Raw genomic sequence first — 23,044 nt, 5'->3', positions numbered from 1 at the left:
CGTGGTTTCGGCACCGACGGACTCGTTCCTCATCCGTCGGGCTCAACCAGCGGGAGTGGTCCGGTTTGTGTCGAGGGGTTGGGGTGGTTTCGGCACCGACGGGTTCGTTCCTCATCCGTCGGGCTCAACCAGCGGGGCGTGGTCAGGTTTCGTCGAGGGGTTGGGGTGGTTGAGTCAGCGGGCGTGGGCCTGTCTCGTCGGGGGGTCTCGATCGCGCTCGGTCGCTAGAGCTCCCTCACTACTCGACCACCGTGATCGGTTCAGGACAAGCGCAGGTACTCGGCTGACGGTTCACGCCGTCCCAGGAGCTCGGGTCAGCGGTCGGGGACTACGCCGGCCATGGTGAGGGCGGCGAGGTTTGTCGCGTCCGCGAGGACCTGGTCGCACTCGATCATCAGCCGCCGGAGCACCTCGTGCCGCTGGCTGTGTGCCGATGCACCGACGATCGGGTCATGGTCGAGCGCCGCCTCGGCTGCGGTCGACACGGTGGCCGCGCTCCAGATCGTCCGGGCCAACCGTGCAGGCATCCCGGCAGGCAGCCCGAAGGCACCCGAGAGATGCCCCGCAGCTTCGTCCCGTTCGCTCGATCGCTGCCACGGGACGAGGTCGATGTCCACGAGTTCCGCCGTCGCAGAGGCGATTTCGGACTGCAGCCGTCGTTCGATGGACGAGCCGGTCAGCATTTCGATGCGGTGGGTCGGCGTGGGGGAGCAGTCGAAGGCACGAAGTTCGGCCCGCCAGCCCTGGTCCTGTTCGGGTCCATACGGTTCGATCAACGGCACCAGGGCGCCGCCGATCATCGGCACGTATGCGCACTCACCCGCGTCCAAAGTCTCGGCCATCAGACTCGTCGAACCTTGAGGCACCGACTGCGCGTGACCGGGATGTGGCAGGGCACACAGCATCACCCGCTCACCGAGTTCACCCCACAGTTGCAATCGGTCGAGGTCGCCGCTCACGTCGTCGACGTCGGGGAAGGACCGCTCGATCACCGACGCGCCGAGCGCCTGACCGTTCCAAGCGGCCGTCGCCCACAGCGCCAGTCGGACCGATGCCGGGAGAGTGCCCATCCGGCCACCGTAGATGTTCCACCTGCCGGATAGGTTTGGGCCATGAGCGATGTGTTGGCGTTCGCCGGAGTGACCGTCGTCCGAGGCGACAAGAAGTTGCTCGACGACGTGACCTGGGAGGTCGAGGAGGGCGAGCGCTGGGTGGTGCTCGGCCCGAACGGTGCGGGTAAGACGACCCTGCTGCAGATCGCCGCAGCGCGGATGCACCCGTCATCGGGTGTTGCCGGCGTGCTGTCGGAGGTACTCGGCGCGGTGAACGTCTTCGAACTGCGCCCCCGCATCGGTCTGGCCTCGGCCGCGATCGCCGACCGGATTCCGCGCGAGGAGCGGGTCGGCGACGTCGTCGTCACCGCGTCCTACGGAATGGTCGGACGCTGGCGCGAGCAGTACGACGAACTCGACCATGAGCGTGCGAAGGAACTCCTGGCCACCATCGGTGCCGACCACCTGATCGACCGCCGCTTCGGCACCTTGAGCGAGGGGGAACGCAAGCGCGTCCAGATCGCGCGCGCCCTCATGGCTGACCCGGAACTCATGTTGCTCGACGAGCCCGCCGCGGGTCTCGACCTGGGTGGCCGCGAGGACCTCGTCCGCCGTCTGGGTGAGTTGGCCGAGGACGTCTATGCGCCCGCAATGGTTCTGGTGACCCATCACGTCGAGGAGATCCCGCCGGGATTCACCGACGTGTTGATGCTGCGGGGAGGACGTGTGGTTGCTGCCGGCCCCATCGAATCGACATTGACCGCCGAGAACCTCTCGGACGCTTTCGGGGTGCCGCTCGTGCTCGATCGGCACGAAGGTCCGAACGGTGACCGTTGGAGCGCACGCGCAACCTGAGACTGCGCCGATGACGTCGACAGCCCTTGGCTAATCTGCAGCAATGCCCTGGACCGAAGCCCTGCTGATCCTGCTTGCCGGAATGGCTGCAGGAACGATCAACACCATCGTCGGTTCGGGCACCCTGGTCACGTTCCCGACGCTGCTCGCATTCGGCGTACCGGCGGTCACCGCCAACGTGTCCAACACGATCGGTCTTGTGGCCGGGGGCCTCAGCGGCACCTGGGGCTACCGGCGCGAGGTGCGCTCGACCGCCGACCAGCTCAAGCGTCTGGCACCGATGTCCTTGCTCGGTGCGATCGTCGGCGCTCTGCTGCTCATCACGTTGCCGGCCGAGGCCTTCGACGCGATCGTCCCAGCGCTCATCCTGGTCGGCGTCCTACTGGTGATCTTTGGTCCGCGCATCCAGAAATGGGCCGCCGAGAATCACCCCGATCACGAGTCGCCCGGACGGCGGGTGCTGCTCGGTGTCGGGATCTTCGTCGCCGGAGTGTACGGCGGGTACTTCGGTGCGGCACAAGGGGTTCTGTTGATGGGAGTGATGAGCGTCCTGCTCGCACAACCGCTGCAGAAGCTCAACGGGATCAAGAACGTCCTGGGCACGATCGTCAACGCGGTCGCCGCCCTCACCTTCATCCTCGTCTCCCGCGAACACGTGGACTGGAAGATCGCCGGACTCATCGCGGCCGGCGCACTGATCGGAGGCTTCGTCGGCGGCTCGGTCGGTCGCAAGCTCCCACCCAACGTCCTGCGAGGATTCATTGTGGTCGTGGGCATCGTTGCCATCGTCAACCTCCTGGTGAACTGAGTCGGCGATGACCGTGATCCGGATCGACGACCCGTCCGACGCGAGGGTCCGCGATTACTTCGGCCTGACCGACGTCGCGCTGCGCCGCGTCCTCGAACCCGCCGAGGGTCTCTATCTGGCCGAGAGCGAGAAGGTCATCCGTCGAGCGCTCGCCGCGGGCCACCGTCCGCGCTCGTTCCTGATGGCGCAGCGTTGGCTCGACGATCTGGCAGACCTCGTGGCCGATGCCGAACGAGACGACACTCCGGTCTTCGTGGCGGAGCCCGCCGTGATCGAGGCGATGACCGGCTTCCATCTGCACCGTGGAGCCCTGGCCTCGATGCATCGACCGGTGTTGCCTGCGTGGCAGCACGTGGTCGCCGACGCGCGGCGCATTCTGGTGATCGAGGACGTCGTCGACCACACGAACGTCGGGGCGATCTTCCGCTCGGCCGCAGCGATGGCTGCGGACGCCGTCCTCATCACGCCCCGGTGCGCCGACCCCCTCTACCGACGGGCTGTGCGGGTGTCGATGGGCACGGTGTTCCAGGTGCCGTGGACGCGGATCGAGCCATGGCCGTCCGCAATCGAGGAAATGCGCGAATCCGGTTGGTACGTCGCAGCGCTCGCGCTGGACGACGAGGCCCAAACGTTGGACGAACTCGCCGCAGCCGATCACGACCGGCTGTGTCTTGTCGTCGGCACGGAAGGTGACGGACTGTCGCGCCGCACGATGGCACTGAGCACTCGCACCGTCTGCATACCGATGGCCGGCGGCGTCGACTCGCTCAACGTGGCGGCGGCGTCCGCCGTCGCACTCTGGGCAACGAGAGACTGAACCGACTCCCGTCCGAACGTTCATCAGGCGGGACAGACCAACGGACGCCCGTTAGCGCGTACGTTCGGTTGTCGAACCACCTACCGGGTGGACCTATTCGATCTCACGAAGGCAGGAGAGTCGTAATGGACAACCGGATCCTCTGGATCATCATCGCCGCGGTGGTGGTGCTCGCCATCATCGCGCTCGTCGCGATGATGAACAACAAGAAGAAGAAGGAACGGCAGCGCGAGGAAGCAGCACAGCTGCGCGACAACGCCGCCGCCCAGGAGATGCAGCTGAAGGAGCGCGAGCGCGAGGCCGACCTCGCCGCGCGTGAAGCAGGCCAGCGCCGCGAGCAGGCCGACCGTGCCGCTGCGCAGGCGCGCAAGGCTGAGCAGGCTGCGTCGGCGAAGGTGAACGACGCGCAGAGCGTGCGCGACGACTACGACGAGAAGCAGCGCCAGGCCGACCTGCTCGACCCCGACGTCGAGACCGACAAGGACGGCAACCGTCTCGACGGTTCGCGCCCCGGCGGACACGACGACAGTGACTCGGGCATGGACCTGCGTGACCGGGACAACGACGGTGACCGCTTCGGTGACCACGACGCCGACCGACGTGCTGCTGACCAGCGGGACGGTGACGGGCCGGGTTGGGGCACTGGCGCAACCGCCGGTGGTCTGGGTGCCGCGGGCGCTGGTGGCGTCGCGTACCAGGGCCGTGACAATGACAGGCGTGACTCAGGCATGAACCTGCGTGACCGGGACAACGACGGCAACCGCCTCGGCGACCACGACGCCGACCCCCTCGGTGACAACGATGGTCGTGACTCGGGCATGGACCTGCGTGACCGTGACAACGACGGTGACCACTTCGGCGACCGTGACGCCGACCGCATCGGTCAGACCAGCACGATGGGCGATGTCGCCGGCGACGCTCACCACGGTGGCTACGACGAGCAGGGTCGGACCGACACGCACTTCGGCGACGGCCTGGCGGGCAACAGTCCGCGTGGCCACGAGGGCACGCTGCGCGACGGCGACCGCGAAGGTGGCCTCGGCGGTCACTCCTACGACGACGGCCGGACCCTTGATCGCGGCAACGAGCCGGGTTACCAGCACGAGGGTGGCCTGGACGGACAGCACTGGGGCCAGAACGACCGTAGCCCGCGTCAGCTCGACCAGGGCGGGTACGCCGACGAGTCGTCCGCGGGCTGGGCGCAGCAGCATGACGCCCAGCAGCCTGGCTATGACGCCGACCAGACTGCGGGACAGCAGAACTGGAACGACCAGTCCCGCGAGACCGGCGGCTTCGAGAACCGCTCTGCGGACTTCGGCGGTCAGCCGAACCAGGTCGGCGCAGGCACGGCCGGTGGCTCCACGGCGGTCGGCGGTTACGGCGTGGGTCGTGACGACGCGGTTCGTTCCGGGGACACCGGCAACCTGCAGGACGGCGCCGACTGGCACACCTCGGGCGACCAGCGTGACGTCCAGGCCGGGCACGACGGCATCCGGGACGACCGTGTCGGCGACGGCGTCCAGGACGTCAACCGCGACGCGGACGGCGACCACAAGTCGATCGGTGACCGCATTCGTTCCCTGCGGGACGACGTGCGCGGCCGCGACGGCAAGTAAATGAGCTCCGGTCCGCGCGGCTGACTCGTTGAGTGGGTCGCGCGGACGGAACCAGCACGAAGGGCGCTCCTCTCGCTACGGCGAGGGGAGCGTCCGGCGTTCACCCGACGAGTCGGTCGAGCAGCCTTCGTGCCTCTGCCGCCGGGTCGTCGGTGAGCCCGCCGTGCACCGGCCCCGGCTGGATCGCTGTGCTCCGCGGCGCGACCAGCCAACCGAAGCGTGCTCCGAGCGAGCGGATCGAAGGCTTTCCGGGCGCGGATTCGCCTGCGGCACAAGCACGCAACGACGCCAGCGCAGTCTCGATCTCGCTCAGATCGACTTCGGGTGCAAGTGCTCGCACCAGGTCGGAACGAACAAGCCACTCGACGCTCAGGTGGTCGGCGATCTGTGCGTAGACGACAACACCGATGTTGACGAACTCTTCACGCTCCACCGCCGGCACGAACCGCAGGACGGCGTACTGGTAACCGATCATGCGTTCCTCGGCATCCACGCGTCCGGACGAGCGAGGCGTTCGACGAGGTGCTCCACGTACATCGCGCGGACCGCTTCCGGGCCCGGCAGATCGGCCGTCGACTCCAGCCACTCGTCCGGCACGTCGTCGAGGACGCGAGCGATGAGCTCCCGGCTGAGGATCGCGGTGGCGCGTTCATGGACGGCACTGACGTCATCTGCGACCTCGCGCAGGATGTGCGAGGAGTCGTCGAAGCGTGCGGCGGCGAACCGCGCAGGGTCGGGTTCCCTCGAGGGCCAGGAGTGATGAAAGTAGAGGGCGGCGCCGTGATCGATCGCCCACAGGTTCTTGCCCCAACGCAACAGATTCGGGTTGTGCGGGGTGCGGTCGATGTTGGCGACACAGGCGTCGAGCCAGAGAATTGCCGAGGCTTCGTCCGGCGGCGGGGGAGTCGAGCCGTCGTAGTTGAACGCGCCGGGTAGGAAGTCCATCCCGAGGTTCAAACCGACGGACGCGGTGAGAAGGTCCTGCACCTCTTCGTCGGCCTCGTATTTCGCGATCTGCTCTGGCATGTCGACGAGCTTCAGATCGGGGACGCGGATGCCGAGGGCGCGAGCGAGGCCGGCAACGATGATTTCAGCCACGAGCACCTTCACACCCTGACCGGCGCCGCGGTACTTGACCACCCAGGTGCCCTCGTCGTCCGCCTCCATCACACCGGGCAGCGAACCACCCTCGCGCAGCGGGACCACGTAGCGCAGGGCGTTGACGATGGGCAGCACACGGCCACTCTAGTGAGCGTGCGCACGAGCAGGCTGACTCGTCGATAGGGTTGCCCGCATGGAGCCGGTCTACACACCCGTCGTTCACTTCGCCCGCGGGTTGTTCGCCGCGCAGGGGCTGCGCTTCCAGCGCACCGGGCAGGAGGCCATTCCGCAGACCGGTGGCGGTGTCGTCGCGATCAACCACATCGGATACCTCGACTTCGCCCTCGCGGGGTACGCCTTCAAGGACGTCGGACGTCTGGTGCGCTTCATGGCGAAGAAGGAAGTGTTCGACATGAAGGGCGTCGGCTCGCTGATGCGAGGGATGAAGCACATCCCGGTCGACCGATCGGCGGGCGCCGGTGCGTACCGCGAAGCGGTCGCGGCTCTGCAGCGCGGCGAACTGATCGGCGTGTTCCCGGAGGCCACCATCTCGCGCTCCTTCGAACTCAAGGAGTTCAAGACCGGCGCGGTGCGGATGGCTCAGGAAGCCGGCGTCCCGATCATCCCCACGATCGTCTGGGGCTCGCAGCGGATCTGGACCAAGGACCACCCGAAGAAGCTGGGCCGTACCGGTGTTCCGATCATCGTGACCGTCGGCCGCCCGATCGAAGCGCCTGCCGACGCCGACCCGGCGCAGCTCACCGAACAGCTCAAGGCCGAGATGAAGCAGATGCTCGACCGGGCCAAGGCGCAGTACCCGCCGATGACCGGTGAGGACCTCGCTTTCCTTCCGAAGGCGCTCGGCGGAACGGCTCCCACGCTGGACGAGGCGGCCGAGATGGAGGAGCAGGAACGTCAGCGGCGTGCGGCACGCAAGGCGGAGAAGGCGGCGAAGGCCGCCAAGAAGAAGGGTTCTGCACAGCCTTAGGTCTCCGGCCCGCGTTGTCGGTACCCCGTGAAAAGGTCGAGGCATGTCGACCGAACTTCTGCAGAACGCCGTCAGTCGGGTGCTGGGTGCCCTCGCCGGTCCCGACGCCACCTTGCGCGACGGGCAGGGTGAGGCACTCGAGACGCTCTCGCAGCCCGGGTCCCGCGTGCTGGTCGTCCAGGCGACCGGGTGGGGCAAGTCGGCGGTCTACTGGATCGCCACGACGATGATGCGCGACCGCGGTGACGGACCGACGCTGGTCGTCTCGCCGCTGCTGTCGTTGATGCGCGACCAGGTGCAGGCGGCCGAACGAGCGGGCCTGGTCGCGGCGACCTTGAACTCCTCGAACATCGACGACTGGTCCCGGATCGAGGCCGACCTCGCGGCCGATCGTCTCGACGTTCTGCTGGTGTCACCGGAGCGTTTGGCCAACCCGGGGTTCGGTGCACGAGTGCTCGATGCGTTGACCGGACGCCTCGGCATGGTGGTCGTCGACGAAGCACACGCGGTCAGCGACTGGGGCCACGATTTCCGTCCGGATTACCGACGTGTGGTCGACGTGCTCGGACGCCTGAACCCGCAGACACCCGTCCTGGCCACGACCGCCACCGCCAATGCGCGCGTGGTGGAAGACGTTGCGGCACAACTGGGTTCGGCCACCCTGGTGCTTCGTGGACCACTCGCCCGGTCCAGTCTGACGCTCGCGGTTGCAGCCCAGATGGATCCGCTCGCCCGCTTCGCGTGGGTGGCCGATCACCTGCCGACGCTGCCCGGTTCGGGCATCATCTACACGCTGACCGTGGCCGATGCTCAACGTCTGGCCGAGGTGCTGCGCACCAAGTACTCCGGCGATCCGTCCCTGCAGGTCGCCGCCTACACCGGCCAACTCGACGGCGCCGAACGCGAGCGACTCGAAGACGCGCTGCGGCGTAACGAACTCAAGGCGTTGGTTGCGACGTCCGCCCTCGGCATGGGATACGACAAGCCGGACCTGGGGTTTGTGGTGCACGTCGGGGCTCCGCCGTCACCGGTGTCCTACTACCAACAGGTCGGACGTGCCGGCCGCGCGATCGACCATGCTCTGGTCACCTTGCTTCCGTCTGCTTCGGACGAGGCTGTCTGGGAGTACTTCGCCACGGCCACCATTCCCAAGTCGAAGGAGGTCGAGCGGATCCTCGAACTCCTGGGTCAGGCAGTGTCGCCGCTGTCCGTGGTGGCGCTCGAGGCCGAGTCCGGAGTGCGGCGCACGCGGGTCGAACTGCTGTTGAAGCAGTTGGCTGTTGACGACATCGTGGTCCGCACCACCGACGGGTGGTCGTCCACCGGCAAGGACTGGAGTTACGACCAGGAGCACTACGACTCGGTGTTGGCGACGCGTCGCCGTGAAGCGGAGATCATGCGTCGCTACGTACGTGGCCAGGGCTGCCTCATGCAGTTGCTCCAGGAGTCCTTGGACGACCCGTCCGCTGCACCGTGCGGTCGCTGCTCGGTCTGTATCGGCGGCTTACCGGAAGGTCTTGCCGCAGAGGCGAATTCGGAGACGATGCGCGGTGTGCGACGGGTGCTGCGCACCGAGCGCCACGTGCTGGAACCACGCAAGATGTGGCCCGGGGGAGCGTATGGCACCCGCGGCAAGATCCCGGTCGCCCAGGCGGCTGACCCCGGACGGGTACTCGTCCATGCCGACGCGCCGGAGTGGGCCGACTCGCTCGCCGGTTGCCTGCAGACGGGAGCGGCAGCCGATCCTGAACTGCTCGAACACGCGGTACACACGCTCGCCGACTGGAGCAAGCAGTGGGCGGACCGGCCGACCTGCATGATTGCCGTGGCTCCGGGCGGCATGCCGGATCTGGCGGGTTCGGTCGCCGAGCACCTGGCGAACGCCGGCCGGCTCCCGCACGCGGTCTGGGCGACCGATCGCGTCCCGACGGATCTGCCGAGCGCCGACGAGGCCGCCGTCCTTCGTGATTGCCTCGACGCCGGCCCGGACGCGAACGTCGACGGCCATACGGTTCTGCTGGTGATCGACCGGACGTCGTCCGGCTGGGCGGCCACGGTGGCTGCCGCTGCGCTGCGCGAGCGAGGGGCGGCCCGCGTCCTGCCGCTGGTGATCCATCGCAGCGTCGGCTGAACACCGACGGGCGCGTCCCACCGCGTTCGCGGGCTGCGTCCGGCAGGCGACAATGGAACGGTGAGAAGCCGTCCGAGTGTGTTGCACCTCGACCTCGACGCCTTCTTCGCCGCGGTCGAGCAACGCGACAAACCCAGCCTGCGCGGCAAACCCGTGGTGGTCGGCGGGACGGGTGGACGAGGCGTCGTGGCGACCGCCTCCTACGAGGCGCGTAAGTTCGGAGCCCGGTCGGCGATGCCTACCGCTCAGGCGCGCCGACTGTGTCCGCCCGGCACGGCCTTCCTCAGTCCGCGCGGCGCCGCGTACCGAGCCTCCAGCGCGATCGTCATGGAACTGCTGCACGACCTGTCGCCCACGGTCGAGCAGGTCTCCGTGGACGAGGCTTACGTCGACCTCGCACACGGCGATATCACCGACTTCGCGGTCGACGCGCTGCACAACCGGATTCAACGCCTGCTCGGCGAGATCACCGAGCGCACAGGGGGATTGACGGCGAGTGTCGGGATCGGCACTTCGAAGCAGATCGCGAAGATCGGGTCGGACCTGGACAAGCCGAACGGTTTGGTGATCGTCCCGGCCGGCCACGAGAACGAGGTACTCGGTCCACTACCGGTTCGAGTGCTCGGTGGCGTGGGTCCGGTGACGGGCGAGCGGCTGCGCTCGTTCGGCGTCGAGACCGTTGCCGACCTGCAACGAATGTCGGTGACCGACCTGGTGAGCATCTTCGGTGAGTCCCACGGACGAGGGTTGCACGAGATGGCCTTCGCGAGGGACGATCGCCCGATCGTCACCGAGCGTGAGGCCAAGAGCATCTCGGCCGAGGAGACCTTCCCGGTCGACGTCGCGGACAGCACCGTTCTCGATCGTGAGTTGGTGAAGCTGGTGGAGCGGGTCACTGCGCGCTTGCAGGAGCACGGACACTTCGCCCGGACGATGACGATCAAGGTGCGGCACGGCGACTTTTCCACCTTCACCCGATCGGAAAGCACGCTGCACCCGACCGGCGACCTCGCAACGATCCTGTCGGTGGCCCGCAGATTGCTCGTCGGTGCGGACACCGCAGCGGGCCTGCGGTTGCTCGGTTTCGGGGTGTCCGGCATGTCGCCGCACGCCCAGGAACGGATGTCCTTCGAACAGGAGGAGGTCGAGCAACCGTCACCGGAAGCCGCGGTCACCGCGCATGATGTCGACGACGGCTGGGGCCGCAACCCGCAGACCTGGACACCGGGCGCCGACGTCCGGCACGCCGAGCACGGTGCCGGTTGGGTGTGGGGGAGCGGCCTGGGCCGAGTCACCGTTCGATTCGAGGGCCCGACCACCGAACCCGGACCGGTCCGCACCTTCAAGGCCGATGATCCGCAACTGGAGCACGCCGCACCGCCGGAGTGGAATTGATGCTTACCTGTGCGCTGTGAAGGCGCACGGGATGAATCAGATGCAGCAACACCCGTCTTCGACGACCGCGCCGGCGGCACCTCAGGGTCATCGGATGCCGTTGAACGACGCGCTTGGCTGGCGGCTTCCCTGCTCGATTTCTTCGATGACGCGGATGCTCATCACAGCCAGGTGAAAGTGCGCGGTACCGGCTGGTGAGCAGCCCCTGACGCACCGCTTCGGATGGCTAGGGTGGGGCGGGTGACGATCCGGGTAGCCCTCCATCACCGCACGACCTACACCTTCGACGAACCGGTGACGGTTCACCCGCACGTCGTCCGGCTGCGCCCGGCGCCGCACAGTCGCACCCCGATCACCGCGTACTCGCTGACGGTCTCTCCGAGCAATCACTTCATCAACTGGCAGCAGGATCCGTTCGGCAACTACCTCGCGCGCCTCGTCTTCCCCGAGCGGGTCGACAAGTTGGAGGTCACGGTCGATCTGGTCGCCGACATGACGGTGATCAACCCGTTCGACTTCTTCGTCGAGGAATACGCCGAGCACTACCCGTTCACCTATCCCGACGATCTGCGCGCCGACCTCGACCCGTACCTGCGAGTCGTCGACGACGCCGACGAAGGCAGCGGACTCAGCGAGCAGACGCAGTCCTGGATCGACCAGGCGATCGCCGATGCGCAACCGGGCGATCAGAACCCGGGCATCGTCAACTTCCTGGTCGCGATGAATCAGGCTGTGAACCGGGCGGTTTCGTACTCCGTGCGGATGGAGCACGGAGTGCAGAGCCCGCGGGAGACCCTCGATCGCGGCATCGGGTCCTGTCGTGACAGCGCCTGGCTGCTGATCGCGGCGCTGCGCCGCGCCGGTTTGGCGGCTCGATTCGTGTCCGGTTACCTCGTCCAGCTGACCGCCGACCAGGAAGCGCTCGACGGCCCGAGCGGTCCGAAGGAGGACTTCACCGATCTGCATGCCTGGGCAGAGGTCTTCGTACCGGGTGCCGGGTGGATCGGCATGGACGCAACCAGCGGCCTCTTCGCCGGGGAGGGTCACATCCCGCTCTGCGCGACGCCGCACCCGTCAGCGGCAGCACCGATCAGCGGTGCGACGGCGCCGGTCAACGTCGAGTTCGACTTCGCGAACACCGTCACCCGGGTCTTCGAGGACCCGCGGGTCACCAAGCCTTACACCGACGACCAGTGGTCGAAGGTGCGCGCACTCGGCGAGCACGTCGATGAACTGATGCAGGCCGGCGACGTCCGGCTCACGATGGGTGGCGAGCCCACGTTCGTGTCGGCCGACGACACCTCGACTCCGCAATGGGAGACCGCCGCCGACGGTCCGGAGAAGCGAAAGCTGGCGGTCGAGTTGGCCGACAAACTGCGAAAGCGCTACGGCAAGGGCGGGATCACGCACCACGGTCAGGGCAAGTGGTACCCGGGAGAACCGTTGCCGCGCTGGCAGATCGGTCTCATCTGGCGTACCGACGGCTCGCCGATGTGGCAGGAGCAGTCACTCCTCGACGACCCGTGGGGCGACGCCGTCGTGCCCGGCGACGACCACGAGCGTGCCATGGTCGTCCGCGACTTCACCCAGCACCTCGCAACCCGGCTCGGCTTGCCCGACGAGGTCGTCCGACCTGGCTACGAAGACCCGATCACGGATTGGCACAACGAGATTCGTCAGCCGAGCGGCGACCGCCCCGGTGACGACGTCGGTGCACTCGACCCCGATCGACGCAGCAAGCTGGAATCGAAGGAGATCGCACCCGAGCTGCCCACCGGGTGGGTGCTGCCGGTCTTCCCCGCACCTGACGGCGAAGGCTGGGGCACGGCTGTCTGGCAGACCCGCCGCGAGCACCTCTACCTCACGCCCGGCACTTCGCCGATGGGCCTGCGCCTGCCGCTCGGTTCGATCGCCTGGGCCGAGGCACCGTACGTCCCCGACGCCTCGCCGTTCGCGGCGAGCGGCACCCTGCCCGATCCCGGATCCCTCGAAACCGAGGTCCCGAGCGCTCAGGTGCACGACATCGAGGAGGCTCCGCGGACGGCGTTGACCGTCGAGGCACGCGAGGGCCACCTGTTCGTGTTCCTGCCGCCGCTGTCCGAGCTGGACGACGCGCTGCGCATGCTCGGGGCGATCGAACAGGCCGCGAAGGCGACCGGGACGCCAGTCGTGCTGGAGGGCTACGCGCCGCCGAGCGGTGGTGGCCGCCTCACCTCGCTGACCGTGACGCCCGACCCCGGTGTCATCGAGGTCAATGTGCAACCCACCTCGTCGTGGGCCGAGCTGGAGACCCTCACGACCACGCTCTTCGACGACGCCCGGTCGGTTCGTCTGGCGACGGAGAAGTTCGACATCGACGGCACTCACACCGGCACCGGCGGCGGCAACCACATCACGCTCGGTGGTTCCACGCCCGCCGAGTCGCCGTTGCTGCGTCGCCCCGACCTGCTGCGCAGTCTGATCACCTACTGGCAGCACCACCCGGCGTTGTCCTATGTCTTCTCCGGACGCTTCATCGGCCCGACCAGCCAGTCGCCACGCGTTGACGAAGGACGTCACGAGACGCTCTACGAACTCGAGATCGCCTTTCACGAACTCGACCGCGCCACAAAGGAATCCGATGGTGAACCGCGTCCATGGGTCACCGACAGGTTGCTTCGTCATTTGCTGACCGACATCACCGGCAACACCCACCGCAGCGAGTTCTGTGTCGACAAGCTCTACAGTCCCGACACCGACCGCGGCCGTCTCGGCATCCTGGAGCTGCGCGGTTTCGAGATGCCGCCGCACGCTCAGATGTCGCTGGTGCAGGCGTTGCTAGTGCGTACGCTGGTCGCGCGTTTCTGGGACCAGCCCTACTCCGGCTCGCTGATCCGCTGGGGTTCACGCCTGCACGACCGGTTCCTGTTGCCCGCGTTCGCGGCAGCCGACCTGCGGGATGTGGTCTCCGACATCAACCGGTATCTCGGGCCGGAACACCACTTCGACCCGTCCTGGCTCGACCCGTTCCTGGAGTTCCGTTTCCCGCGGCTGGGGGAGACCGACATCGCCGGCGTCCACCTCGAACTGCGCCAGGCCGTCGAGCCGTGGCACGTCCTCGGTGAAGAGGTGACCCAGGGGGGCACCTCGCGCTACGTCGACTCCTCGGTGGAGAAGGTGCAGGTCGCGGCGACCGGCCTCGTACCCGGACGTCACGTCATCACCTGCAACGGAGTGCCGGTACCGCTGGTGCCGGTCGCTGGATCCGGTTGGGGCACAGGCACTCCCGGCACAGGTGGTGCGCCGGACACGATGGTCGGTGGGGTTCGGTTCCGTGCCTGGTCACCGCCGTCCGCGCTGCACCCGACGATCGGCGTCCACTCTCCGCTGGTGTTCGACCTGGTGGATCGTTGGAACGGTCTGTCGCTCGGCGGTTTCACCTATCACGTCGTGCATCCCGGCGGCCGGTCCTATGACACCTACCCGGTGAACGCCGCCGAAGCCGAATCGCGCCGTGGGAGCCGCTTCGAGGCGGTCGGGCACACGTCCGGCACGGTCGACATGTCCGGCTGGCCGTCGTACGAAACCCAGGTGCGGCACGGCAACGGTGAATACCCGTCCACGCTTGACCTGCGCCGCTTCTCGGCCGGTCGGCGCGCATGACCCGAGGGCGCGGACGATTTCATAAGGTGACTTCATGACGGCGCAACCCCAGGCCAATTCCGGTGTGCTGAGCCGGTATCGAGAACGGGTCGAACGCAGCACGGAGGAGCACTCCGGGCAGCATGCCGGCGACTCTGGCGATCACCGCGGCATCTGCGTCGACGAGTGGCTCAGCGATGCCGGCACCGAACAGCACCAGCAGCTGACCGACATCGTCGAGTCGATCGGCATCGGTGGCCTGCTGGCGCGCAAGGCGGCGACTGCCCGGCACATCAAGGAGGACGGCCTCACCTACACCGTCTCCGGTGAGGACCGGGCCCGCCCCTGGCAACTCGACCCGTTGCCGGTGGTGCTGTCGGACGACGAATGGGCGCGACTCGAGCGCGGCCTCACCCAACGGGCGATGCTGCTGGACGCCCTGCTCGGCGACCTCTATGGCGAGCGTCGCATGATCAGCGAGGGTGTCATCCCGGCGGCCGCCGTCGTGGGGCACGACGGATTCCTGCCGACGGCCGACGGCATCCGGTTGCCGGGCGATCGCCAACTGGTGATGACCAGCGTGGACCTGGCCCGCGATGCGTCCGGCACCTGGACGGTGCTTGCCGACCGTAACCAGGCGCCGTCCGGAGCTGGTTACGCGATGGCTGACCGACGCATCGTGGCTCGGACGATGCCCAGGCTGTACCGCAACACCGCCCTCGCTCGACTGCGCGGCTTCTTCGACCAGATGAGCGACGCGTTGCTCGACGCAGCCCCGGTCGCAGTCGATCAGCCGAACATCGCGCTGCTGTCACCCGGACCGGCGAGTGAGACCGCTTTCGACCAGGCCTTCCTGGCGAGCCTGCTGGGTCTGCCGGTCGTGCAGGCCGAAGACCTCACCATGCGCGACGGACGGGTCTGGCGACAGACGACTCACAAGCCACAGCATGTCGACGTGTTGGTTCGTCGCGTGGACGCCGCATGGTCGGATCCGCTTGATCTGCGGGGTGATTCGCGTCTGGGCGTCACCGGGCTCACCGAGGCCGCGCGCCGGGGGATGATCAGCGTGGTGAACCCGCTCGGTAGCGGTGTGCTGGAGAACCCGGCGCTCGTGCCGTTCCTGCCGCAGGCCGCGAAGCGACTGCTCGGCGAGGACCTGTTGCTTCCGGACGCCCGCACCTGGTGGTTCGGTGACCGCGAGCAGCGTGCCGAGGCGATGGACCGTCTCGATGAGCTCGTCATCAAACCGATCAGTCGCGGAGAAGCAGACCCGGCGACGCACGGTTGGGAACTGTCGTCGAGCGAACTGGACGACCTCAGAGTTCAGATCGAGGCCGAGCCGTGGAAGTGGGCGGCACAGGAGCAGGTCGCGATGTCGACCGCTCCGGTGATCGCGGCCGAAGGTCTCGAACCGCGGCGCCTGGTCTTGCGCACCTTCGGGGTCGGGGCGAACGACGGATACCGCTTCCTGCCGGGCGGTTTGGGTCGCGTCGCGGCGAACAGCACGAGCTGGAACGTGTCCAACTCCCACGGTGGCATCGCCAAGGATGTCTGGGTGCTGGCTCCGACCGAGTTCGAGGTAGCGATGGCCGAGCGCGGACGTCACCGCGACACCCTCAAGCTCACCGTCGAACCCGACTCGATGTCTCTGGCCCCACGCGTTGCCGACGACCTTTTCTGGATCGGACGCTACGCCGAGCGCGCGGAGTCGACCGCCCGTCTGGCGACGGTGGTCGATGACCTCGTCGCCGATCACCACGGCCGGTCCGGTTCACCCGGGCAGGTCGCCATGCGAGAAATGGTGCAGGCGCTCAGCCAGGTCACCGGAGTGGCTGCGCCACAAGGCGATTCGCACCCTTCCGAGTTCCTCCGGACGATCGTCTTCGCCGAGAACACTCCCGGCACCATCGCGTACACGGTCAGTAACCTGTCGCGTGCCGCGTACGCCGTCCGTGAACTCCTTTCGCCCGACACGTGGCTGATCCTGAGCCGATTGCAGAGTGCGATCAATCGTCCGGTCGACGACGACGAGCCACTGCCGGGTGTCCTCGCGCAGGTGCTCGAGTGCCTCGTCGGGCTTGCCGGCCTCGCGTCGGAGAACACGGTGCGCGACGAGGTATGGGCCTTCATGGACCTGGGACGAAGGGTCGAGCGCTCCTTGCAGGTGTCGACGTTGTTGCGGGTGGCGATCGGTACCGAACGCTCGCCCGTGGCGGACGGCCAGATCACCGAGGCGACGCTGCGGGCCTGCGACAGCGTGATCACGTACCGCCGGCGCCTCGCGTCAGGCACCGGTCCGGCGTCCCCGGTGGCAGGCATGCTGCAGTTGCTGCTGCGTGACCCGATCAACCCCAGGTCGCTCGAGTTCCAGTTCAAGCGCATCACCGGCATCACCCAGGTCATCGAGGACGAAGGCGTGCGGGTAGCCGTCGATGCGCTCACGAAGCGGCTCGAAGCGGTCTCGCCGGAGGACCTCGGCATGAACGAGCGGTCCCGGCTCGTGGATTTCTCCGTCGAGCTGACCTCGTTGCTGCGTGACCTGAGCGACCAGGTCTCACACCGCTACTTCGTGCGGCCGGAGCCGCCCCGTCGCGTCAACACCATCCACGAGGTCGGAGTGCGCCAGTGAGCGACCAAGTCCCCGATCTGCACAACACGCGCCGGTACGAGATCCGCCACACCACCGAGTACCAGTACGACGACTTCGTGACGGCCTCCTACAGCCGGGCGTGCCTGCGGCCGCGGTCGACCGAACACCAAAAGGTGCTGTCGAACGTGATCGAGGTCACGCCGTCCGCGCACGTCATGTCCGAACACACCGACTTCTTCGGCAACTTCAGTCACTATCTGGAGATCCGGACGCGGCACACCAGGTTCGCGGTGACCAAGCGTTCCCACGTCGAGATCACCTGGCCGAAGGCCGATGTCGAAGCACTCAACAATTGGACGGTGCAGTCGGCACGCCGGGAGATGGAAGCCACCTCCGGCGGGTTCGACCTCGACCACACCCGTTACCTGCTGCCGTCGCGGCTGGTCGATGTCACTCCGACAGTCGCCGCCTACGCACAGGAGCACCTTCCGGACAACCGTCCGTTGGGCGATGCTCTGGTGCACCTGTACGAGCTGATCTACAGCGAGTTCAAATACGCGAAGGGCGCGACGACCACCTCCACCACGCTGGAGGAGGTCATCGAGGGCAAGGCAGGTGTCTGCCAGGACTTCGCGCATCTCGCCGCCGGCATGGCCCGGCACGTGGGTCTGCCGGCCCGGTACGTGAGCGGGTACATCGAGACCGTTCCGCCGAAGGGCAGGCCCAAACTCGCCGGCTCGGACGCCACCCACGCGTGGGTGTCGATCCGGACTCCGCTCGGATGGGTGGATCTCGACCCGACGAACAACCACTTCGCAGATTCGCGGTACATCGTGACCGCCTGGGGCCGCGACTTCCGTGACGTGTCCCCGCTCAAGGGAATCATCTTCGCCGAGGGCAGCGGTAGCAAGCTCAATGTCGCCGTCGACGTGATTCCGTTGACCGGCAACGGCGCCCAGCCGACGCTGACCGACTGAGCCGAGTCGGGGCGTGGGCTCAGATGCGGGATCGAAGTTCCGCGAGCCCGTCGCCCGCAAGTTCGTCCAGGTGTGCGGCGCGGCCCGTCATCGCCATCAACAGGGACAACAACGGGCCCTTGACCGCCGGCCCTGAACCGGTCGACCAGTCGGTGTCTGCCCGCAGCGTGGCTTCGGGGGACCGGAGCTGTGCTCTGCGATCGTCTTGCCGATCATCTTTTCGAAGTTGAACTCCGACTTCGCCATGTTGACAAAGAACCCCGGCTTGGTGGAGGTAGCTCTAGGTGTGCCCTGCGTGAAGTATGAGGTTCACTCGAGCAGGTGTCCAGCAAGACCGCCCGGGCACGGTCGATGCGGGAGTTTCGGGGTCCGCGTGCTAATGTTTCGGGCTGTTGGCCAGCCGGTAAATCGGCCGGCCACTCACCTCGTCCGGGTGGCGGAATGGCAGACGCGCTAGCTTGAGGTGCTAGTGCCCTTTAACGGGCGTGGGGGTTCAAGTCCCCCTCCGGACACAACCCTTAAACCCCCTCTCTACGGAGATCAGGGTCTAGGCGAAGAATCCCGCGCGATGGCGCGGGATTCTTCTAGGTGGTGATGGTTGCGTAACGAGAGAGCCGCTCAGCACGTGGCTTGAGCGGCTTCGTCGGTGCTGGTCAGGCGGACTGTGTTGTGGCCTTCTTACGTCCTGCACCGGGGTACTCCCGAGTGAAGAGACGATTGTTCGGGACACCGTTGTGCAACAGCGTGCCTCCCCAGACTCCGGACTCGAGCGACTTGACGCCGGCGCGCCCACACATCAGCTTGGCCGGACAGTCCGAGCAGATCTTCTTGGCCGCGGACAGGTCGCGGTTGGTGTTCGGGAAGAAGATCTCCGGCTGCGGATGACCAGAGCACGCCCACTGCAGGTCGTTGCTGCGCATGTGCGCGACCTCGGCCGGGACGTGCCGGTCCGGCCAGCGCTCCTCGACCGAAGGCGACGCGGCAGGGCGCGTCGTTCCAGGCAGGGTGCGCGCAGCGGTTCGAAGTTCCATGTTCGTGACGGTGCGACGCGCGGTTCAGTCCGCGGTCGGAACGAGGGTCAGATGCCGGCGGTCGAAGTCGCCCTCGGCTTCCCAGTCGTAGATGCCGCGCTCGGTCGTGGTGTCGAGGTCCTCATTCAGATCGGATCCGTCGAGTACACGTAGCACCGGTGGCTGAACCACGTCGTCGGTCGAGACGGTGGCTGCGGTGACGGCTACATCGAGGTGTCAGTCATCGCCGTCTCCGGATGCGAGCGACCCGCTGCTAATACCTTCGGACATGGAGGACAGCGCAGCGGGTCGCTCGTTGAGAATATGCGCGACGGCCGAGGTGCGGATCGCTTCCGCCACGGCTTCGGGTGTGCGCCGGTCCTCCGGACGGGTCGCCAGGTTCTCCATGACTCCGTCCCGGACGTTCGCGGCCAGGTACGACCACAGTGCCTGCGTGGTCGGTTCGGAGCCCGTGGCTGCGGCCAGGTCGAGCACGCGGGAGTGGGCCTTGACGGCGATCTCGCCGGTCGGCTTCTTCTGACTGAACGGGTGCGCGATCCCGTGGGCTTCAGCGGCATCCCTGACCGGAGCGAGTCCACCCCAGGTGACGAGCAGCTCATGGGTCTCCAGCAAGGTGATCATCTCAATGGCATCAGCGAGACGATCGCCGTCGAACGACTCGAACCACTGGGCTGAGCAGAAGGCGAGGGTCGGAGGGGTCGGGGGACTGTGGGTGACCGAGAGCGCGACGAGGTTGCGTGCGCGCTTCGGAATGTAGGTGTTGTTCTGTTCCATATCAGCACGGTGCGACAGCCCCGGGCCGGTACCTCGGGACGCCATCCGCGTCGCACCGTGTGCGGCATGTCAAACGCCGCAGTCATTCCGCTACGCACCGCCTCGTTCCGTGTCCCGCGTCTTCCGCTGCGTCAACCGCAAAGCCGTGAAGCGTGGTGCGGGCAGATCGCTGCGAGTTGCGTGAAGTACCGCAAGGGGCGGTCGGTCATCGGGCCGGTGCGGGTTGAGTTGACGCACGGTGTGAAACGGCCGGCGATGCACTACGGGGCGCACGGCGTTTTTCCCAAGAGCCCGGCCTACCCCACGAACGGGCACTCGGCACTGGATCTGATGGAGGACGCCCTCGACGGCATCGTCGCCGGTGGGCTCATCTCAAGCAAGCAGTCCGTCGTCGACCTGCAGATCCGTAGGGTCTATGTCGACACCGATGGGAAGACCGGTTTGCACGTCAAGGTCATCGGCCTGGCGACGCGAGTCGCTTCCTTGCCAAGGAACGCAGCGGCCTAGCGAACAGCGGACAGGTCTGTGGTGTCGCGGACTCGGCGGGCAACGATCAGGCGACCGCTAGATGTTCTGTCCGGAGAGGTTAGGCACGCGGTCGATGGGTGATTGGCCCTTGAGGCTGGTGTGGCCGCGGTGGTGATTGTAGTGATGGAGCCGTTCGGGGTAGGTCGTGTCCCGCGTCAAGAACACGGCCTTGCTCCCCGCCAGGCTTGAGCGCGGGATCCCAGGCGGATGGGCGCGTTCGGCCTGTGGAGATCGGGCGCTACTTCAACAGGACGAGGGCCCAGTGGACGGAGGCCAGGCTGCTGTGCCATTCTCACCGACGATGCTCTCCGACACCGGTGCCCGGGCCACCCCCCGCTCCCGACTCTTGCGTCACCCCGCGCAGACCGTGGTCGCGGCATTCGCGGTGGGCAACACCATCGGCACCCTGCTCCTCATGCTCCCGATGGCACGAACCGGTGATGGAGGCGCACCATTCGTCACCGCACTTTTCACCTCCACAAGTGCAGTGTGTGTCACCGGCCTCGTCACCGTGGACACAGCGACCTACTGGACCGGTTTCGGCCAGGCCGTCATCCTCGGACTCATCCAGGTCGGCGGGTTCGGATTCATGACGATGACCACTTTGCTGGTGCTGTTCATCGGCCGGCGGCTAGGTCTGCGCAGCCGAATCGCAGCGGCTGCCGAAACAAAGAGCGGGGTCGGCGACGTTCGCACCGTCCTAGTGGGAGTCTTCAGAATCACCGTCATCGTCGAGGCAGTCGTCGCTCTTGCCCTGACACTCAGGTTCTGGCTCGGCCACGGCTTCGGCTTCTTGGAGTCTCTGCGACTCGGCGGATTCCACGCAGTGTCGGCCTTCAACAACGCCGGGTTCGCGCTGTTCAGCGACAGCCTCATGAGTTACCTCACCGACCCCTGGATTCAACTCCCGATCGTCGTGGCCATCGTCATCGGCGGCCTCGGATTCCCCGTCCTGCTCGAACTCCTGCGTCGCCGTGCACGCAGGCACTGGTCGTTGCACACCCAACTCACACTTTTCATGACCACGATCCTTCTCGTCGGCGGAACCGTGTTCATGACGCTCAGCGAATGGGGTAATGACGCGACGATCGGAACACTGAATCCAGCGCAGAAGCTGCTGGCCGGCTTCGTCCACGCCGTGCAGCCGCGTACCGCGGGTTTCAATGCCTGGGACTACGGGCAGGCCACCGACGAGACGTTGCTCGGCACAATCATGCTGATGTTCGTCGGAGGTGGATCGGCCGGCACCGCCGGTGGACTGAAGGTCACCACGTTCGTCGTCCTATTCTTCGTCATCGTTGCCGAGGTTCGTGGCGAGCATGATGTGGTCGCGTTCGGCCGGCGGATCGGCGATCGCACTGTGCGGCAGGCCATCACCGTGGCTCTACTGGGGGTTGCTGCCGTTGTGGGATCGACCATGCTCCTCACTCAACTCACCGGTCTGCCCTTCCGCGACGTGCTTTTCGAGACGACGAGTGCCTTCTCGACGGTCGGGTTGTCCACCGGAATCACTGCCCAGGTGCCGGAATCGGGTCAGTTTGTATTGGCTGCCCTGATGTTCCTGGGGAGGTTGGGGCCGGTGACCCTAGTGTCGGCTCTGGCGTTGCGCAAGCGCGGACGCCGATACACCTACCCGGAAGGATGGCCCCTCATTGGCTAAGCGCATCGGAGCTGGCGGCGGAGTCGTCGTCATCGGACTCGGCCGTTTCGGCAAATCTCTTGCGCTGGAGCTCGAGAGTGATGGCATCGAAGTCCTGGGCATCGACGCAGACCCGCGCCCTGTCCAAGCTGTTGCAGGCAGGCTCACCCACGTCGTTCAGGCCGACGCGACCGACGCAGAAGCCATGCGCCAGCTGTCTGTGCATGAGTTCGACCGGGCCGTCGTTGCCATCGGGTCCAGCCTTGAGGCAAGTGTGCTCGCAGCCTTCGTCCTGCGCGGTCTGCACGTACCGCATATCTGGGCCAAGGCAACCACCAAGGCCCAAGCGCAGATCCTCGAGCAGGTCGGGGTTGAGCACGTCGTGCGCCCCGAACATGAAATGGGCCGTCGTACAGCTCACCTCGTGCGCGGCAAGATGCTGGACTACATCGAGTTCGACGATGGATTCGCCATCGTTCGTACACGCCCACCGCGCAGCATTCTCGGCAAGACTCTCGCGGAGGCAGCAGTCCGTTCGAAATGGGGCGTCACGGTCGTCGGCGTCAAGGCCACCGGCAAGGACTTCACCCACGCGACCGCCGAGACGGTGGTCGAGGACGGGCATCTCATCATCGTCTCCGGCGAGCGCCGCAAGGTCGAAGCGTTCTCCAACCAGTAGTGACCGCGAACAATGGACCCTCGCACATCACGTCTTTTCTCAGGTGGCGATGAGGAAAACGCCCGTGTCTGTGCTGTGACCTGCTGATTTGTCGTGGCAGTCGCGATCCGGCGTCCATTGCGCACCCCGCCACTCGCATCCGACACGCCGTAACACTGCGACTGAAACCGGTAGCCAGGTAGCCATACGACGCGTGCGGTAGCCGCTGGAACCGCATATGTGCAAGACGTATCGTACGCGTAGTACGTTCGGCTCACGCCATCAGAACCGGTCAGCTGGACAGATCCCGGCTGCAGCGTAGGTGAGGTCCGACAGTTCGTATCGACCGACGCGCGGGACCATCGCGCCTACCTGGTAGTGACAGGTTTCCCGCAGGTCGGCGGCGACGTCTTCCGCATCGCCCATGCCGTATGGGCGGACTGCTGCTCATAATCGGCCTAGA

Annotated in this window: 19 protein-coding genes and 1 tRNA gene; 14 read left to right on the top strand and 6 right to left on the bottom strand. The window is 66.7% G+C overall.

Annotated features, from left to right (window positions below; translation table 11 throughout):
• Positions 1-314: 314 nt before the first annotated feature.
• The gene (locus tag EU513_RS15055; protein ID WP_129627556.1) at positions 315-1,070 is read right to left on the bottom strand and encodes a hypothetical protein; all 756 of its coding nucleotides are present in this window, start codon (positions 1,068-1,070) and stop codon (positions 315-317) included.
• Positions 1,071-1,112: 42 nt separating this feature from the next.
• On the opposite strand from EU513_RS15055, the gene EU513_RS15050 reads away from it, so the two are divergent.
• The 4 genes from EU513_RS15050 (at position 1,113) to EU513_RS15035 (ending at position 5,148) form a co-directional block, all read left to right on the top strand.
• Positions 1,113-1,907: an ABC transporter ATP-binding protein gene (locus tag EU513_RS15050; protein WP_129627553.1), complete on the top strand. Its 795-nt coding sequence runs from the start codon at positions 1,113-1,115 to the stop codon at positions 1,905-1,907.
• Positions 1,908-1,950: 43 nt separating this feature from the next.
• Complete coding sequence (locus EU513_RS15045) at positions 1,951-2,715, top strand: sulfite exporter TauE/SafE family protein (protein WP_129627550.1); 765 nt, start codon at positions 1,951-1,953, stop codon at positions 2,713-2,715.
• A 7-nt stretch (positions 2,716-2,722) separates the two neighbouring features.
• Complete coding sequence (locus EU513_RS15040) at positions 2,723-3,532, top strand: RNA methyltransferase (RefSeq protein WP_129627547.1); 810 nt, start codon at positions 2,723-2,725, stop codon at positions 3,530-3,532.
• 125 nt (positions 3,533-3,657) lie between these two features.
• A complete protein-coding gene (locus EU513_RS15035) occupies positions 3,658-5,148 on the top strand; it encodes a hypothetical protein (protein ID WP_129627544.1) in 1,491 nt (496 codons plus the stop codon).
• Positions 5,149-5,248: 100 nt separating this feature from the next.
• Here EU513_RS15035 and EU513_RS15030 read toward each other — a convergent pair whose 3' ends face one another.
• On the bottom strand, positions 5,249-5,623 hold the full coding sequence (locus tag EU513_RS15030; protein ID WP_129627541.1) for a DUF3037 domain-containing protein: 375 nt from the start codon (positions 5,621-5,623) through the stop codon (positions 5,249-5,251).
• Entirely contained in the window at positions 5,620-6,384 is a 765-nt protein-coding gene (locus EU513_RS15025; protein ID WP_129627538.1) for a HipA family kinase, read from the bottom strand. The genes EU513_RS15030 and EU513_RS15025 overlap by 4 nt, the downstream gene beginning before the upstream one ends.
• Positions 6,385-6,442: 58 nt before the next feature.
• On the opposite strand from EU513_RS15025, the gene EU513_RS15020 reads away from it, so the two are divergent.
• From EU513_RS15020 to EU513_RS14985, 7 genes are all read left to right on the top strand, one after another.
• Complete coding sequence (locus EU513_RS15020; protein ID WP_129627535.1) at positions 6,443-7,237, top strand: 1-acyl-sn-glycerol-3-phosphate acyltransferase; 795 nt, start codon at positions 6,443-6,445, stop codon at positions 7,235-7,237.
• A gap of 43 nt (positions 7,238-7,280) precedes the next feature.
• Complete coding sequence (locus EU513_RS15015; protein WP_129627532.1) at positions 7,281-9,368, top strand: ATP-dependent DNA helicase RecQ; 2,088 nt, start codon at positions 7,281-7,283, stop codon at positions 9,366-9,368.
• Between the two features lie 60 nt (positions 9,369-9,428).
• On the top strand, positions 9,429-10,763 hold the full coding sequence (locus tag EU513_RS15010) for a DNA polymerase IV (RefSeq protein ID WP_129627529.1): 1,335 nt from the start codon (positions 9,429-9,431) through the stop codon (positions 10,761-10,763).
• Between the two features lie 240 nt (positions 10,764-11,003).
• Complete coding sequence (locus EU513_RS15005) at positions 11,004-14,405, top strand: DUF2126 domain-containing protein (protein WP_129627526.1); 3,402 nt, start codon at positions 11,004-11,006, stop codon at positions 14,403-14,405.
• 34 nt (positions 14,406-14,439) lie between these two features.
• A complete protein-coding gene (locus tag EU513_RS15000) occupies positions 14,440-17,013 on the top strand; it encodes a circularly permuted type 2 ATP-grasp protein (protein ID WP_129627523.1) in 2,574 nt (857 codons plus the stop codon).
• The gene (locus EU513_RS14995) at positions 17,010-17,951 is read left to right on the top strand and encodes a transglutaminase family protein (protein WP_129627520.1); all 942 of its coding nucleotides are present in this window, start codon (positions 17,010-17,012) and stop codon (positions 17,949-17,951) included. The genes EU513_RS15000 and EU513_RS14995 overlap by 4 nt, the downstream gene beginning before the upstream one ends.
• A gap of 427 nt (positions 17,952-18,378) precedes the next feature.
• Positions 18,379-18,463: transfer RNA gene (locus tag EU513_RS14985), tRNA-Leu, on the top strand.
• A gap of 141 nt (positions 18,464-18,604) precedes the next feature.
• On the opposite strand, the gene EU513_RS14980 is transcribed toward EU513_RS14985, so the two are convergent.
• The 3 genes from EU513_RS14980 to EU513_RS14975 are packed head-to-tail and all read right to left on the bottom strand — an operon-like array spanning position 18,605 to position 19,756.
• Positions 18,605-18,982, bottom strand: coding sequence for a WhiB family transcriptional regulator (locus tag EU513_RS14980; protein ID WP_129627517.1), 378 nt, complete (start codon positions 18,980-18,982; stop codon positions 18,605-18,607).
• Between the two features lie 24 nt (positions 18,983-19,006).
• Positions 19,007-19,153: a hypothetical protein gene (locus EU513_RS16020; protein ID WP_168990308.1), complete on the bottom strand. Its 147-nt coding sequence runs from the start codon at positions 19,151-19,153 to the stop codon at positions 19,007-19,009.
• Between the two features lie 45 nt (positions 19,154-19,198).
• A complete protein-coding gene (locus EU513_RS14975; protein ID WP_129627514.1) occupies positions 19,199-19,756 on the bottom strand; it encodes a hypothetical protein in 558 nt (185 codons plus the stop codon).
• A 66-nt stretch (positions 19,757-19,822) separates the two neighbouring features.
• On the opposite strand from EU513_RS14975, the gene EU513_RS14970 reads away from it, so the two are divergent.
• The 3 genes from EU513_RS14970 (at position 19,823) to EU513_RS14955 (ending at position 22,602) form a co-directional block, all read left to right on the top strand.
• A complete protein-coding gene (locus tag EU513_RS14970; RefSeq protein WP_129627511.1) occupies positions 19,823-20,263 on the top strand; it encodes a hypothetical protein in 441 nt (146 codons plus the stop codon).
• A gap of 322 nt (positions 20,264-20,585) precedes the next feature.
• On the top strand, positions 20,586-21,944 hold the full coding sequence (locus EU513_RS14960) for a TrkH family potassium uptake protein (RefSeq protein WP_129627508.1): 1,359 nt from the start codon (positions 20,586-20,588) through the stop codon (positions 21,942-21,944).
• Positions 21,937-22,602 carry a TrkA family potassium uptake protein gene (locus EU513_RS14955; protein WP_205744811.1) on the top strand — a complete coding sequence of 222 codons (666 nt, stop codon included), beginning with the start codon at positions 21,937-21,939 and terminating at the stop codon, positions 22,600-22,602. Before EU513_RS14960 ends, EU513_RS14955 begins: the two co-directional genes overlap by 8 nt.
• Positions 22,603-23,044: the final 442 nt, after the last annotated feature.

It is taken from the genome of Yimella sp. RIT 621 (genome assembly GCF_004146205.1).
In the GTDB taxonomy this organism is placed as follows: Bacteria; Actinomycetota; Actinomycetes; order Actinomycetales; family Dermatophilaceae; genus Yimella; species Yimella lutea.
This window is presented reverse-complemented; position numbering and strand designations above follow the sequence as displayed.